Consider the following 14994-nt stretch of genomic DNA (forward strand, 5'->3'; position numbering starts at 1 on the left):
AACATGACAGCTAAAACGGCAGACTATATTTGGTTTAACGGTGAGATGGTTCCTTGGGCAGAGGCGAACGTTCACGTCCTGACTCACGCAATGCACTACGGTACTTCTGTGTTTGAAGGTGTTCGTTGTTACAACACACCAAAAGGGCCGGTTATCTTCCGTCACCCTGAACATGCTAAGCGCCTAAAAGACTCAGCAAAAATCTATCGCTTCCCTATTCCTTACACTGAGGAAGAAATTATGGAAGCGACTCGCGAAACGCTACGCCAAAATAAGCTAGAGTCAGCGTACATCCGCCCTCTAGGTTTCGTAGGTAACGTTGGCTTGGGTGTCTGCCCGCCAGAAAATACTGAGATGGAACTGATCATCGCTGCTTTCCCTTGGGGGTCTTACCTAGGCGAAGAAGCACTAGAAAACGGCGTTGATGCAATGATTTCTAGCTGGAACCGTGCCGCTCCAAACACGATCCCAACCGCAGCAAAAGCCGGTGGTAACTACCTATCTTCACTATTAGTTGGTGGCGAAGCTCGACGTCATGGTTACGATGAAGGCATCGCACTGAGTGTTGATGGTTACCTTTCTGAAGGGGCTGGTGAGAACATCTTTGTGGTACGTAACGGCGTGCTATCCACACCACCAGCGACCAGTGCGATTCTGCCGGGTATCACGCGTGATTCGATCATGACACTAGCAAAAGACATGGGTTATGAGATCCGTGAAGAGAACATTGCTCGTGAAGCGCTATACCTTGCTGATGAAGTATTCATGACAGGCACAGCGGCGGAAATCGTTCCGGTTCGTAGCGTAGACAAAATTACAGTAGGTGAAGGCAAACGCGGTCCTATCACTGAAAAAGTTCAAGCGGCTTACTTTGGTCTATTCAATGGCACCACTGAAGATAAGTGGGGCTGGTTAGACTACGTTTATCCAGCAGACCAAACTTCAGAAAACCAAACGCAAACAACTAAGTAAGCAACAGCCAAATATTTTATAAGGATTTAAACAATGCCAATCTATCGTTCAGCAACGACTACCCACGGACGCAACATGGCTGGTGCGCGCGCTTTATGGCGTGCAACTGGCGTTAAAGATGATGACTTCGGTAAGCCAATCATCGCAGTTGTAAACTCTTTCACTCAATTCGTACCAGGCCACGTTCACCTTAAAGATATGGGTCAATTGGTAGCAGGTGAAATCGAGAAAGCGGGCGGTATCGCTAAAGAATTCAACACCATCGCAGTTGATGATGGTATCGCAATGGGTCACGGTGGCATGCTGTACTCACTGCCATCACGTGAGCTTATCGCAGACTCAGTAGAGTACATGGTGAATGCTCACTGTGCGGATGCGATGGTATGTATCTCTAACTGTGACAAAATCACTCCGGGAATGATGATGGCTGCAATGCGCCTTAACATCCCAGTGATCTTTGTATCAGGCGGCCCAATGGAAGCAGGTAAAACCAAGCTTTCCGATCAAATCATCAAGTTAGACCTTGTTGATGCAATGATTCAAGGTGCCGATCCAACGATTTCTGATGAGCAAAGTGAGCAAGTAGAACGTTCTGCGTGTCCGACATGTGGTTCTTGTTCAGGTATGTTCACGGCTAACTCAATGAACTGTCTAACTGAAGCGCTAGGCCTATCTCAGCCTGGTAACGGTTCTATGCTAGCAACGCACGCTGACCGTGAAGAGCTGTTCATCAATGCTGGTAAGCGTATCGTTGACCTAACTAAGCGTTACTACGAGCAAGATGACGCATCAGCACTGCCTCGTAACATCGCGAACCGCGCAGCCTTTGAAAATGCAATGGCTCTAGATATCGCAATGGGTGGCTCGAGTAACACCGTTCTTCACCTATTGGCAGCAGCTCAAGAAGGTGAAGTCGACTTTGATATGGGTGATATCGACGAGATGTCTCGCCGCGTTCCACACCTATGTAAGGTTGCGCCTTCAACACCTAAATACCACATGGAAGACGTTCACCGCGCTGGTGGTGTTATGGCTATCCTAGGTGAACTAGACCGCGCAGGCCTACTGAACAACCAAACTCGCACTGTACTTGGCCTAAGCATGCAAGAGCAGCTAGCTCAATACGACATCATGCAGACAGAAGACGAAGCGGTACTTAAGTTCTTCCGCGCGGGCCCAGCAGGTATTCGTACCACCAAAGCCTTCTCACAAGATTGCCGTTGGGATCGTCTTGATGACGACCGTAAAGAAGGTTGTATCCGTACTAAAGAGAATGCATTCAGCCAAGAAGGTGGCCTAGCCGTACTTTCAGGCAACATCGCCGTTGACGGTTGTATCGTTAAGACAGCAGGTGTTGATGAAGAGAACCTGAAATTCCAAGGTCCTGCTATCGTATTTGAAAGCCAAGATAGTGCTGTTGATGGCATCTTAGGTGGCAAAGTGAAAGCGGGCGAAGTGGTTGTTATTCGTTACGAAGGTCCTAAAGGTGGTCCGGGCATGCAAGAAATGCTTTACCCAACCACTTACCTAAAATCTATGGGTCTAGGCAAGTCTTGTGCTCTATTAACAGATGGTCGTTTCTCGGGTGGTACATCGGGTCTGTCTATCGGTCACGCTTCTCCAGAAGCAGCAAGTGGCGGTGTGATTGGTCTAGTAAACACTGGCGATATCATCACTATCGACATCCCTAGCCGTTCGATCACACTTGATGTGCCTGAAGCTGAACTAGAAGCGCGTCGTGTTAAGCAAGACGCACTAGGCTGGAAACCAGAAAACCGTCAGCGTGAAGTGTCTTTCGCACTGAAAGCTTACGCAAGCATGGCGACCAGTGCCGACAAAGGCGCCGTGCGTGATAAGTCTAAGCTAGAGGGCTAGTCTATGAGTGATGACACGGTCAGTCCCCAAAAACAAACTGGCGCAGATTATCTGCGTCAGATCCTGAGAGCGCCAGTTTACGAAGCCGCAATCGTGACACCTCTGCAAGAGATGCCTCGCTTAAGTGCTCGCATTGGTAATCAGGTTCAGCTAAAGCGTGAAGACCGTCAGCCGGTCCACTCGTTCAAGCTACGTGGTGCCTACAACATGGTATCAAGCCTTTCAGAGCAACAGAAAGCCGCAGGTGTGATTGCAGCATCGGCAGGTAACCATGCTCAAGGTATGGCGCTGTCCGGTTCTAAGCTTGGTATTCAAACCACGATTGTGATGCCAAAAACCACACCAGACATCAAGGTTGATGCGGTACGAGGCTTTGGCGGTAACGTGGTTCTGCACGGCAGCAACTTTGATGAAGCCAAGGCAGAAGCCGAGCGTCTTTCTGCTGAACATGGCTTTACCTTTGTGCCTCCTTTCGATCACCCACTGGTGATTGCAGGACAAGGCACGATGGGTATGGAAATGCTGCAGCAAAACGGTCACATGGATTATATCTTTGTGCCGGTTGGTGGTGGTGGCTTAGCTGCGGGTGTTGCTGTGCTAGTAAAACAGCTGATGCCAGAGATTAAAGTCATTGCAGTAGAACCAGAAGATTCGTCTTGCTTAAAAGCGGCCCTCGATGCCGGTGAACCTGTGGTACTGGATCAGGTCAGCATGTTTGCTGATGGTGTTGCAGTTAAACGCATTGGCGAAGAAACCTTCCGTCTTTGCCAACAGTACATTGACGGTCACATTGCAGTCTCTAGCGATGAGATATGCTCGGCGGTGAAAGACATCTTTGAAGACACTCGAGCGATAGCTGAACCTTCAGGAGCGCTTGCTCTGGCTGGCTTGAAGAAGTTTGCTGAGCAGAACCAACTGCAAGACAAGCAATTGGCAACGGTACTGTCTGGTGCTAACACCAACTTCCACGGTCTACGTTATGTCTCTGAACGTTGTGAGCTGGGTGAGAAGCGAGAAGGCCTACTTGCGGTGACGATTCCAGAGCGACAAGGGGCATTCCTAGAGTTCTGTAATATCATTGGTGGTCGAGCGGTGACTGAGTTTAACTACCGCCACAACGACGAAAGCCTAGCGAATATCTTCGTTGGTGTACGCCTGCAAGGTGGCCAAGAAGAACTCGAACACATCATCAATGACCTACGTGAGGGCGGCTACCCAGTTGTCGATCTGTCTGATGATGAGATGGCAAAACTGCACATTCGCTACATGATTGGCGGTAAACCATCGAAGCCACTGAAAGAACGCCTATACAGCTTTGAGTTCCCAGAATACCCAGGTGCATTGATTAAATTCCTTGATACCTTAGGTACCCACTGGAACATCAGCCTATTCAATTACCGTAACCATGGTGCCGACTACGGCCGCGTATTGTGTGGCTTTGAACTTGATGACGATGACTTGGCTCAGTTCTCAACACACTTAGAAGAACTTGGCTACCAGTGTAAAGATGAAACTGATAACCCTTCCTACAAGTTCTTCTTGTCTTAAGAGTTAACGACCGAATCAAAAAAGAGCGAGTATTTACTCGCTCTTTTTATTGGTGCTGATTCAGCTCAAGCTTGAAAAGGATCTTCTTGTAAACAGATCATTAGATCGCCTTGCGATGATCCAACCAATCTTGGTGAAGTTGCTCACTCGATCCTAGGTACTTCACCATCCATTCGATCAGTTTATGGTTATCGTCTTTTCGCCATACCAAACAACAATGACTCTGCGGACTCGGTTCAGGCAGTATTTTCTCCACCAGCAGGCCTTGTTCGATAATTGGCGCGGCAATGTGCCTTGGCATATAACCCACTCCTACTCCATTTTTAAGACACTCTATGGCGCTATACCAGTTGGGTAACAACAGGCGTCTTTGACTTGAGTAGTGACCTGTGTGTCGCTTGGGGAGCACACTAGAGGTATCGTCCAAACATATCGCGGGATACTGGCTAACAAATTCTTCGTTGAGGTTTTGCTCTCGCACACACGGGTGACTTGGCGACATTACAAACGCCCAATCTAGGCGTCCCATATCTTTAACCTCAAAGTCGCCGCCGACCGGAATCGCCGAGGTCGCACCAATCACAATATCCGCTCTGCCCTGTGCAATCGCCTCCCAAGAGCCATTAAACACCTCCATGTTGATCTGAAGCTCTGCAAACTCAAAGGTTTGGTAGAACTCTTCAATCATCGGCTTCATTTTGTCGAGCTTAACCACGTTATCGAGCGTTAGGCGCAAGGTTTTCTTCCAGCCACGCGCTGCTCGGCGAGTCTGGGCACTGACCTCTTCCATCTGTCTCAGTAACGCACGTGCCTCTTCAATGAACAATTCACCTGCCGGAGTGAGCTCAACCTTTCTCGGTAAACGCCTGAAAAGCAGCACATCCAGTTCTTGTTCGACCTGTCTGACACCATAACTGATCGCCGAGGGCACTTTGTGCAACTGCTCAGCCGCCGCGGTAAAACTGCCCAAGCGCGCTACCGTATCGAGCATTTCTAAAGAGGATTTAGAGAACATAAGCCTTCAATTTTTTTGATTGATAACCACATATTTTAGCGTTTTATTTTATCAGGTCTGAAAAATAGAATGTCAGCATAAATAAACAGGGGCTTTCACTTCTGTATATCAAACAATTTTTTTGATGATAAAAACATCATTACCTTTAGCTTAATGGCATCTTATGAATATTTCTAAATTTCAATTGGTCTACCTTGCAGTTCTTTCAATGCTTGGCTTTATTGCGACCGATATGTACCTTCCTGCATTTAAGGCAATGGAAGTTGATTTCGCAACCGGCCCAGAGCAAATTGCTCTGTCTCTAACGGTATTCCTTGGCGGTATGGCAATGGGTCAGCTTCTTTGGGGCCTAGCGAGTGACAAGTATGGTCACCGTAATACGTTGGCGGTTGGTCTTGTTATCTTTACTGCGGCTTCATTCGGCTTAGCATTCAGCACCGAGGTATGGCATCTACTGACACTGCGCTTCATTCAAGCGATCGGCGTATGTGCTCCTGCGGTAATCTGGCAAGCAATGGTTATCAAGCGTTACTCACAAAGCAGTAGCCAACAAATTTTTGCAACCATCATGCCTTTGGTTGCGCTATCTCCTGCATTAGCACCTCAGCTAGGTGTGTTACTGGCGGATAGCTTTGGCTGGCACAGCATCTTCATCACATTAACCTTGATGGGTGCACTGCTAGTGGCGACAACAATGGCTCAACCAAAAGAAGCGCCTGAAGTAAAACAGACATCGATTAAGACAGACATCAAGATGTTGCTTAAATCAAAGCCTTACATGGGTAATGTCTTAATGTTTGCTTCAGCATCTGCAGCGTTCTTCGCTTACCTAACGGGTATGCCAGAGATCATGGCCCAACTAGGTTATGAAGCAAAAGACATCGGTTTGAGCTTTATCCCACAAACAATCGCGTTCATGGCGGGTGGTTACTTCGGTAAGCAAGCAGTGAAGAAATATGGCGATGGCGTTGTACTAAGAAACCTTATCGGTTTGTTCAGTGTAGCGGCGATGCTTATCTTTATCGCATCACAGTGGGAACTGACGTCAATCTGGCCTCTACTTGCGCCTTTCTGTTTGATTGCTGTCGCAAACGGCGCACTTTACCCAATCGTAGTAAACCGTGCTCTATCAAGCGCTAAACAAAGCCCAGCAACAGCTGCTGGTCTACAAAACAGCCTGCAAATCAGTATCAGTGGCCTATCAAGTGCATTGGTCGCGGCAATGGCTAGCCAAGCACTAAGCGCGACGGGTATTGCCGTTGTGATCTGTTTGGGTGCGTTGTGGGTTGGCTATATTGTTTCGAACAAAGAGCTTTCTGAACACTTCGCGACACCTGACAACTCTCGAGTAGTCGCTGACGAGAAACAAGACTAGTTTCTAAGTTAACGAAAACAAAAAAGAGCGAGATTACTCGCTCTTTTTTTATATCTAGATAAATAAGAAAAAGCCAGTAGCGGTACTACTGACTTTCATTTAAATCATCTTATTTATTAAGAGACTACTTTTTCTTAGTCGGACGCTGCCAGTCAGCAATCTTACGTTCTTTCGCACGGCTGATAACCAGCTCATTTTCCAACACATCACGCGTCACTGTAGAGCCAGCACCAACCGTCGCACCATTACCAATCGTAACAGGCGCTATTAATTGACTATCTGAACCAACAAACACGTCATCACCAATAATGGTCTTAAACTTATTCGCCCCATCGTAGTTACAAGTAATTGCACCCGCCCCTACGTTTACACGCTGACCAATTTCAGCATCGCCCAAGTACGTTAGGTGATTCGCTTTAGAACCTTCACCAAGGCGAGTGTTCTTCACTTCAACAAAGTTACCAACGTGCGAATCGTTACGCATGTCTGCACCAGGGCGTAGGCGAGTAAATGGACCAACCGTACAGTCTTCACCAACAGTCGCTCCTTCGATTACGCTGTATGGACGAATAACTGTGTTGTCATCGATCTCACAGTCTTTCAGCACGCAGCCAGTGCCGATAACCACGTTATCGCCAATGCTTACGCTGCCTTCGATGATAACGTTAGTATCAATCTCAACGTCCATACCGCACTGCAGTTCACCACGCAGATCAAAGCGGCTTGGGTCGCGTAGCATTACGCCTTGCTTCAATAGCTTATCGGCTTGCTCAGCTTGGTAAGCGCGCTCTAGACGAGCCAGTTGAGAGCGGTCGTTTACGCCTTCCACTTCAATCGGGCTTACTGGGTGTACCGCTTCAACTGCACGACCTTCGTCGTGAGCCGCAGCGATAACGTCAGTCAGGTAATATTCACCCTGTGCGTTGTCGTTGCTTAGACCTGACAACCAGCGCTTCAGATCGCCACCAGTCGCCACCATAACGCCGGTATTGATCTCTTTGATAAGCTTCTGCTCATCCGTTGCATCTTTCTGTTCAACGATAGCCACAACAGGGCCATTACGACGAATAATACGTCCGTAGCCCATCGGGTTGTCTAACACGACAGTAAGTAGCGCGATGCCACCGTTTGGCTGAGCGTCTAATAGGTTTTCAATGGTTTCAGGTGAGATTAGTGGAACATCACCGTAGAGCACCAATACTTTTTCATCATCAGCGAAATGTGCAGATGCTTGATCCACAGCGTGACCTGTGCCGAGCTGTTCAGCTTGCAGTGCCCAGTTTACAGATTCTTCAGCTAAGGTAGCCTTCATCTGATCACCACCGTGGCCGTAAACCAGGTTGATGTTTTGAGCGCCTAGACCATTACATGTATCGATAACATGTTTCACCATTGGCTTACCCGCAAGTGTGTGCAGAACCTTTGGTGTGTTTGAATACATGCGAGTGCCTTTGCCCGCCGCGAGAATTACCGCGCTAAACTTCATTGTAAACCTATCCAACGTTATTTTTATTAAGCCGATATTGTAACCGTTTTTGGGCAAAAAATTAAATCGCAATAACCATTTAACCGGTAGTGATACGTAAAAGAAGCATTTTTGAGAATCTAAAAATGCAAAAAGGCGACCCTTAGGTCGCCTTTATCTCAGAGTCTGTAATCTTAAAAAGATTAACGACGCTGTTTTGTCAGTTCGATAACTCGTAACTGAGCAATGGCTTTAGCCAGTTCACCGGCCGCTTGTGCGAAGTCTATGTCGCCATGCTGATTTTGGATATTCTCCACAGCCTTGCGCTTAGCTTCTTCCGCCTTTGCTGCGTCTAGCTCTTCACCACGGATAGCTGTATCAGCCAGTACAGTCGCTGTACCAGGCTGAACTTCTACCATACCACCAGAAACATAAATAATTTCTTCGTGGCCGTGCTGCTTAACAATACGCACCATACCAGGCTTGATAGCGGTCAGCAGTGGAGTGTGACCATGGAAAATACCAAGCTCACCCTCACTACCGGTCACCTGAAACGTCTCAACAAGACCAGAGAAAATTTGTTTCTCGGCACTTACAACGTCTAGGTGAAAGGTTATTGCTGCCATATCGCCTCCTAGTTAGCCTTATAGCTTCTTAGCATTCTCGATAGCTTCGTCAATTGCACCACAGTACATGAACGCTTGCTCTGGAATGTCATCGTATTCACCAGATAGAAGACCTTGGAAGCCACGTAGAGTCTCTTTAAGAGGTACGTAAATGCCTGGGTCACCTGTAAATACTTCCGCTACGTGGTAAGGCTGAGTTAGGAACTTCTCAATCTTACGAGCACGAGATACAACTTGCTTATCTTCTTCAGATAGCTCGTCCATACCTAGGATAGCAATGATATCTTTCAGCTCTTTATAGCGCTGAAGAGTAGACTGAACGCCACGAGCGATGTCGTAGTGCTCTTGTCCAACTACCAATGGATCCAGTTGACGTGAAGTAGAATCTAGCGGGTCGATCGCAGGGTATAGACCCATAGATGCGATGTTACGGTTAAGTACAACCGTTGCATCCAAGTGAGCGAACGTTGTTGCTGGAGACGGGTCAGTCAAGTCATCCGCAGGTACGTATACCGCCTGTACAGACGTGATAGAACCAGCTTTAGTTGACGTGATACGCTCTTGTAGAACACCCATTTCTTCAGCCAGTGTAGGTTGGTAACCTACCGCAGAAGGCATACGACCTAGAAGTGCTGATACTTCAGTACCTGCTAGTGTGTAACGGTAGATGTTATCAACGAACAGTAGAACGTCACGACCTTCGTCACGGAAGCGCTCTGCCATTGTTAGGCCAGTCAGGGCAACACGTAGACGGTTACCTGGTGGCTCGTTCATCTGACCGTAAACCATCGCTACTTTTGATTCTTCAGGTTTTTCGATGTTTACAACACCTGCTTCCTGCATCTCAAAGTAGAAATCGTTACCTTCACGAGTACGCTCACCTACACCTGCAAATACAGATAGGCCTGAGTGTTGAAGTGCGATGTTGTTGATAAGTTCCATCATGTTAACGGTCTTACCTACACCAGCACCACCGAATAGACCGATTTTACCACCCTTAGCGAATGGACAAATCAAGTCGATTACTTTAACACCAGTTTCTAGAAGAGCTGTCTCGTTAGACTGCTCTTCATAGCTTGGAGCTTCACGGTGAATGGCGTAATGCTCTTCAGCACCAATCTCGCCACACTCATCAATCGCGTCACCTAGGACATTCATGATACGACCCAATGTCTTAGTACCTACTGGTACTGAGATTGGAGCGCCAGTATTTTCAACTGTCAAACCACGACGTAAACCATCAGAGCTACCCATTACGATTGCGCGAACTACGCCACCGCCAAGTTGTTGCTGAACTTCAAGAACTAGACGTTCTTGTACTTCATTAACATTCAGAGCGTCGTATACACGAGGTACTTCACCCTGTGGGAACTCTACGTCGACTACCGCACCGATGATCTGTACGATCTTACCTGTAGCCATCGTTAATCCTCTAACTATTTAGTTTTACCTAAGCTTAAACCGCAGCTGCGCCTGAAACGATCTCAGAAAGTTCTTGTGTAATTGCCGCTTGACGCGCTTTGTTGTACACAAGTTCTAAGTCATCAATAATGTCACCAGCGTTATCTGTTGCTGATTTCATAGCAATCATTCGAGCCGCTTGCTCACAAGCAAGGTTCTCGACCACACCTTGATATACTTGAGATTCGACGTAGCGAACCAGTAGTGCATCTAGTAGTGGTTTTGGCTCAGGCTCATAAATGTAGTCCCAAGCATGATCGCGTTTCATGTCTTCGCTGTCTGATTTAGGCAAAGGAAGTAATTGATCGATCGTTGGTTCTTGTACCATAGTGTTTTCAAACTTGTTGAACACTACGAACAGGCGATCCAATTCGCCTTCATCATATTTCTTCAGCATAACGCTTACTGAGCCAATCAAGTCTTCAAGGCTTGGGCGATCGCCCAGACCAGAAACTTGAGCTGCTACTTTCGCGCCGCTGTTGTTGAAAAATGCTGTCGCTTTTGAACCTACAATTGCAAGTTCAACGTCAGCACCTTTCTCAGACCAATCTTTCATGTCGTTCATGGCTTTTTTGAACAAGTTAATGTTCAAACCACCACAAAGACCACGGTCTGTAGAAACGATGATGTAACCAACACGTTTGGCTTCACGTTCCTCAAGATAAGGATGCTTATACTCGAGGCTACCATTAGCCAAATGACCGATCACTTTACGCATTGTTTCTGCATATGGACGAGTAGCTTCCATTGCGTCTTGAGAACGACGCATTTTTGAAGCTGCTACCATTTCCATTGCTTTCGTAATCTTCTGTGTGCTTTTAACACTACCGATTTTATTACGTATCTCTTTTGCGCCGGCCATCGTTACTCTCCGTTAATGGTATGAGGTGGCCCTAAGACCACCTACCAATTACCAGGTCTGGGTTGCCTTGAAATCGTCAACAAGCTTCTTCAGCTCAGCTTCGATTTCTTTATTGAAAGCACCCGTTGTGTCGATCTGTGTTGCTAGATCGGCATATTGACCACGAGCAAACGACAGTAAAGCAGCTTCAAAGTCTAGAACTTTAGAAAGTTCAACGTCTTGAAGGTATCCACGCTCTGCAGCGAAGATTACTAGAGCTTGGTCAAATACAGACATAGGAGCGTATTGCTTCTGCTTCATCAGTTCTGTAACTTTTTGACCATGGTCTAGCTGCTTCTTAGTCGCTTCATCAAGATCCGAAGAGAACTGAGCAAATGCTGCAAGTTCACGGTATTGAGCTAGAGCAGTACGGATACCGCCAGATAGCTTCTTGATGATTTTAGTCTGCGCCGAACCACCTACACGAGAAACTGAGATACCAGGGTCAACAGCTGGACGTACGCCCGCGTTGAATAGCTCAGTTTGTAGGAAGATCTGACCATCGGTAATCGAGATTACGTTCGTCGGTACGAATGCAGATACGTCACCAGCTTGCGTTTCGATGATAGGAAGAGCAGTTAAAGAACCCGTCTTGCCTTTCACTTCGCCTTTAGTGAATTCTTCTACGTAGTGTTCGCTTACACGAGCAGCACGCTCTAGTAGACGAGAGTGAAGGTAGAAAACATCACCAGGGAACGCTTCACGACCTGGTGGACGCTTAAGCAGTAGTGAGATCTGACGGTAAGCGACAGCTTGCTTAGATAGATCATCATAAACAATCAGTGCATCTTCACCGCGATCACGGAAGTATTCGCCCATCGCACAACCAGCATACGGTGCAAGGTATTGCAGCGCTGCAGATTCAGAAGCCGATGCAACAACAACAACAGTGTTTGCTAGTGCGCCGTGCTCTTCTAGTTTGCGAACTACGTTAGCAATAGTCGACGCTTTTTGGCCGATAGCTACGTAGATAGAGAAAATACCAGAATTTTTTTGGTTAATAATCGCATCGATCGCCATTGCTGTTTTACCAGTCTGACGGTCACCGATTACTAGTTCACGTTGACCACGACCGATAGGGATCATTGAGTCAACAGACTTGTAACCAGTTTGAACAGGTTGATCTACCGATTTACGGTCGATTACACCTGGTGCGATAATTTCTACAGGCGAAGTCAATTTAGCTTCGATTGGACCTTTACCATCAATTGGCTCACCTAGCGTGTTTACAACACGACCAAGCATTTCAGGACCTACTGGTACTTCTAGAATACGACCAGTACCTGTAACTTTCATGCCTTCCTGTAGGTCAGCATACGGGCCCATTACAACAGCACCAACCGAATCACGGTTCAAGTTCAGTGCTAGAGCGTAACGGCCACCCGGTAGTTCGATCATTTCACCTTGCATCACGTCCGCTAGGCCGTGGATGCTAAGGATGCCATCGCTTACAGAAACGATAGTACCTTCATTGCGAGCTTCACTAACAACGTCGAAAGATTCAATACGTTGTTTAATTAGATCGCTAATTTCAGTGGAATTAAGTTGCATGCTCCAATCCCCATTAAGACTGCAATGCATCGCTCAGGCGGTCTAAACGACTGCGCGCTGAGTTATCGATGACTAGGTCTCCGGCTCGAATAATAACTCCACTAAGTAGAGTCTCATCTATACTGCAATTCAGCTGAACTTTGCGCGCAAGGCGCAGTTCCAATTTGCTGATAATGCTTGTGCGTTGTTCTTCAGAAAGTTCAACAGCTGAAGTAACTTCAACGTCGATCTCTTTCTCATACTCTTTTTTGAGTATAAAGAACTCTTTACAAACATCAGGAAAAGCCATTAAGCGGCCATTCTCTGCCATCACTTTAATTAAGTTCTGGCCGAATTCATCAAATTGTTCGCCACAAATTACAATGAATACTTCAGCTAATTTTTCAGCAGTCATAGAACCGCTTAATAAATTGTGAACATCATCATTTTGTGCCACTTCGGCAGCAAAAGTAAGCATTTGACCCCATTGGTCTAGCTCACCTTTATCTACCGCAAAGTCAAACGCTGCTTTAGCATAGGGGCGTGCGATTGTAGTCAAATCAGACATATACAGCCCCTTGCTTTAAAGTTTTGCAGTAATGTTGTTAAGAAGATCATCGTGTACATCTTTATCGATTGTACGCTCAAGGATTTTCTCAGCACCAGCTATAGCCAGAGTTGCGACTTGTTTGCGCAGGTCATCACGGGCACGTGTACGCTCTGCTTCAATTTCTGCTTCTGCTTGCGCTAAGATTTTCTGGCGTTCTGCCTGAGCTTCTTCGCGTGCTTCATCAATAATTTGAGCTTTACGTTTGTTTGCCTGATCAATAACCTCAGTTGCAGTGCGCTTTGCTTCTTTCATTTGCTCAGAAGCGTTGGCTTGTGCCAGGTTCAAGTCTTTAGCAGCGCGTTCAGCGGCTACAAGACCGTCAGCAATTTTTTTCTGACGTTCTTCAATTGCTTGCATGATTGGTGGCCATACATATTTCATGCAGAACCAAACAAACAGTGAAAAAGCAATTGCTTGACCTAGCAGAGTTGCGTTCATATTCACAACAGCTACCCCTCGTTAAGAATCAACTACAAAAATTTAATTAACTATTAAAGAGTTAATTAGCCTGCTAGTTGACCAACAAATGGGTTAGCAAACGTGAATAGTAGTGCGATTACGATACCGATCATTGGAACAGCATCCAGTAGACCAGCGATGATGAACATCTTAACTTGTAGCATTGGAGCCATTTCAGGTTGACGCGCAGCGCCTTCTAGGAATTTACCACCAAGAATAGCAAAACCAATTGCAGTACCTACGGCACAAAGACCAACAATAATAGCAACAGCGATTGCTGAAAAACTTAGTACAGTTTCCATTTACGTTCTCCGATTAACATTAATAGTTAGAATAAAGCTTAAAAATTTTTTAGTGATCACTATCTTCATGAGCCATTGATAAGTAAACGATTGTCAACATCATGAAAACAAACGCTTGAATCAATATAACTAAGATATGGAAGATAGCCCAAGGTAGTGCACCTACCCATTGTAAGTACCACGGTAGCATTGCCGCGATAAGAATAAACACCACCTCACCCGCAAACATATTACCAAATAAACGCATACCTAGAGATAGTGGCTTCGCTAATAACGAAATTACCTCAAGTACCAAGTTAAATGGGATCATGATTGGGTGATTAAATGGATGCAGTGCCAATTCTTTAGCAAATCCGCCTAGGCCTTTCACTTTGATGCTGTAGTAGATCATCAGAGCAAAAACACCCAAAGCCATTGCCATGGTTATATTTACATCAGCTGTAGGAACCACTTTCAAGTAAGGGATACCTAGCCAATGCTCTGCAGGATATGGTAAGAAATCGATAGGCACTAAGTCCATCAAGTTCATAATGATAATCCAGCAGAATATAGTCAGTGCTAGTGGGGCAATCAGAGGGTTGCGACCATGGAAAGTTTCTTTAACGTTGTCGCCAACGAATTCCACTACCATTTCAACAAAACACTGAAGCTTACCAGGTACACCTACTGTTGCTTTCTTAGCGACTGAGCGAAAAACCCAAAGGAATAACATCCCTGTCAACACCGAAAAAAACAGACTGTCTATATGTACGTTCCAGAAACTTGTCTCCTCTACAAGACCAAACTTAGCTAAAGAAAGGTTTTGTAAATGGTGTTCAATGTATCCGGATGCTGTTGGCGCAGCCATAACTCATC

14 protein-coding genes are annotated in these 14994 nt (G+C 46.3%); 4 read left to right on the top strand and 10 right to left on the bottom strand.

Translation table 11 applies throughout. The annotated features are described in order from the left end of the window. Nucleotides 1–3: 3 nt before the first annotated feature. From AB6D93_RS19015 to ilvA, 3 genes are read left to right on the top strand one after another with little or no spacing between them, the layout of a single operon-like run. Nucleotides 4–972 (top strand): branched-chain amino acid transaminase, encoded by a 969-nt coding sequence (locus AB6D93_RS19015; protein WP_017063017.1) that lies wholly within the window; start codon nucleotides 4–6, stop codon nucleotides 970–972. Between the two features lie 33 nt (nucleotides 973–1005). Beyond that, nucleotides 1006–2847, top strand: coding sequence for a dihydroxy-acid dehydratase (ilvD, locus tag AB6D93_RS19020; protein WP_065584155.1), 1842 nt, complete (start codon nucleotides 1006–1008; stop codon nucleotides 2845–2847). Nucleotides 2848–2850: 3 nt separating this feature from the next. Further along, on the top strand, nucleotides 2851–4395 hold the full coding sequence (ilvA, locus tag AB6D93_RS19025; protein WP_102331972.1) for a threonine ammonia-lyase, biosynthetic: 1545 nt from the start codon (nucleotides 2851–2853) through the stop codon (nucleotides 4393–4395). Between the two features lie 100 nt (nucleotides 4396–4495). Here the strand turns inward: ilvA and punR are convergent, their stop codons facing one another. Then, the gene (punR, locus tag AB6D93_RS19030) at nucleotides 4496–5410 is read right to left on the bottom strand and encodes a DNA-binding transcriptional activator PunR (RefSeq protein WP_017067697.1); all 915 of its coding nucleotides are present in this window, start codon (nucleotides 5408–5410) and stop codon (nucleotides 4496–4498) included. Between the two features lie 163 nt (nucleotides 5411–5573). On the opposite strand from punR, the gene punC reads away from it, so the two are divergent. Continuing rightward, a complete protein-coding gene (gene punC, locus AB6D93_RS19035; protein ID WP_017063021.1) occupies nucleotides 5574–6785 on the top strand; it encodes a purine nucleoside transporter PunC in 1212 nt (403 codons plus the stop codon). 124 nt (nucleotides 6786–6909) lie between these two features. Here punC and glmU read toward each other — a convergent pair whose 3' ends face one another. From glmU to atpB, 9 genes are all read right to left on the bottom strand, one after another. Next, nucleotides 6910–8271, bottom strand: a complete 1362-nt coding sequence (gene glmU / locus AB6D93_RS19040) for a bifunctional UDP-N-acetylglucosamine diphosphorylase/glucosamine-1-phosphate N-acetyltransferase GlmU (RefSeq protein ID WP_102331973.1) — start codon at nucleotides 8269–8271, stop codon at nucleotides 6910–6912. A gap of 182 nt (nucleotides 8272–8453) precedes the next feature. After that, nucleotides 8454–8876: a F0F1 ATP synthase subunit epsilon gene (locus AB6D93_RS19045; RefSeq protein WP_004735742.1), complete on the bottom strand. Its 423-nt coding sequence runs from the start codon at nucleotides 8874–8876 to the stop codon at nucleotides 8454–8456. 18 nt (nucleotides 8877–8894) lie between these two features. Beyond that, nucleotides 8895–10298, bottom strand: a complete 1404-nt coding sequence (atpD, locus tag AB6D93_RS19050; RefSeq protein ID WP_017058792.1) for a F0F1 ATP synthase subunit beta — start codon at nucleotides 10296–10298, stop codon at nucleotides 8895–8897. Nucleotides 10299–10332: 34 nt separating this feature from the next. Next, the gene (atpG, locus tag AB6D93_RS19055) at nucleotides 10333–11199 is read right to left on the bottom strand and encodes a F0F1 ATP synthase subunit gamma (RefSeq protein WP_017058793.1); all 867 of its coding nucleotides are present in this window, start codon (nucleotides 11197–11199) and stop codon (nucleotides 10333–10335) included. Nucleotides 11200–11247: 48 nt separating this feature from the next. Then, the gene (gene atpA / locus AB6D93_RS19060) at nucleotides 11248–12789 is read right to left on the bottom strand and encodes a F0F1 ATP synthase subunit alpha (RefSeq protein ID WP_102331974.1); all 1542 of its coding nucleotides are present in this window, start codon (nucleotides 12787–12789) and stop codon (nucleotides 11248–11250) included. 13 nt (nucleotides 12790–12802) lie between these two features. Next, nucleotides 12803–13336: a F0F1 ATP synthase subunit delta gene (gene atpH, locus AB6D93_RS19065; RefSeq protein ID WP_010433233.1), complete on the bottom strand. Its 534-nt coding sequence runs from the start codon at nucleotides 13334–13336 to the stop codon at nucleotides 12803–12805. A 15-nt stretch (nucleotides 13337–13351) separates the two neighbouring features. After that, nucleotides 13352–13822, bottom strand: a complete 471-nt coding sequence (atpF, locus tag AB6D93_RS19070; protein WP_010433231.1) for a F0F1 ATP synthase subunit B — start codon at nucleotides 13820–13822, stop codon at nucleotides 13352–13354. A gap of 59 nt (nucleotides 13823–13881) precedes the next feature. Then, nucleotides 13882–14139, bottom strand: coding sequence for a F0F1 ATP synthase subunit C (gene atpE / locus AB6D93_RS19075; RefSeq protein ID WP_004411110.1), 258 nt, complete (start codon nucleotides 14137–14139; stop codon nucleotides 13882–13884). Nucleotides 14140–14188: 49 nt separating this feature from the next. Further along, nucleotides 14189–14986, bottom strand: coding sequence for a F0F1 ATP synthase subunit A (gene atpB, locus AB6D93_RS19080; protein ID WP_009848124.1), 798 nt, complete (start codon nucleotides 14984–14986; stop codon nucleotides 14189–14191). Nucleotides 14987–14994: the final 8 nt, after the last annotated feature.

The sequence above is a fragment of the Vibrio sp. 10N.247.310.23 genome (genome assembly GCF_041467155.1).
GTDB lineage: Bacteria > Pseudomonadota > Gammaproteobacteria > Enterobacterales > Vibrionaceae > Vibrio > Vibrio crassostreae_C.

Bases quoted from the DNA above. Each gene is read 5' to 3' on its own strand.
- AB6D93_RS19015 (WP_017063017.1), top strand. From the start codon at position 4: ATGACAGCTAAAACGGCAGACTATATTTGGTTTAACGGTGAGATGGTT.
- ilvD (WP_065584155.1), top strand. From the start codon at position 1,006: ATGCCAATCTATCGTTCAGCAACGACTACCCACGGACGCAACATGGCT.
- ilvA (WP_102331972.1), top strand. From the start codon at position 2,851: ATGAGTGATGACACGGTCAGTCCCCAAAAACAAACTGGCGCAGATTAT.
- punR (WP_017067697.1), bottom strand. From the start codon at position 5,410: ATGTTCTCTAAATCCTCTTTAGAAATGCTCGATACGGTAGCGCGCTTG.
- punC (WP_017063021.1), top strand. From the start codon at position 5,574: ATGAATATTTCTAAATTTCAATTGGTCTACCTTGCAGTTCTTTCAATG.
- glmU (WP_102331973.1), bottom strand. From the start codon at position 8,271: ATGAAGTTTAGCGCGGTAATTCTCGCGGCGGGCAAAGGCACTCGCATG.
- AB6D93_RS19045 (WP_004735742.1), bottom strand. From the start codon at position 8,876: ATGGCAGCAATAACCTTTCACCTAGACGTTGTAAGTGCCGAGAAACAA.
- atpD (WP_017058792.1), bottom strand. From the start codon at position 10,298: ATGGCTACAGGTAAGATCGTACAGATCATCGGTGCGGTAGTCGACGTA.
- atpG (WP_017058793.1), bottom strand. From the start codon at position 11,199: ATGGCCGGCGCAAAAGAGATACGTAATAAAATCGGTAGTGTTAAAAGC.
- atpA (WP_102331974.1), bottom strand. From the start codon at position 12,789: ATGCAACTTAATTCCACTGAAATTAGCGATCTAATTAAACAACGTATT.
- atpH (WP_010433233.1), bottom strand. From the start codon at position 13,336: ATGTCTGATTTGACTACAATCGCACGCCCCTATGCTAAAGCAGCGTTT.
- atpE (WP_004411110.1), bottom strand. From the start codon at position 14,139: ATGGAAACTGTACTAAGTTTTTCAGCAATCGCTGTTGCTATTATTGTT.
- atpB (WP_009848124.1), bottom strand. From the start codon at position 14,986: ATGGCTGCGCCAACAGCATCCGGATACATTGAACACCATTTACAAAAC.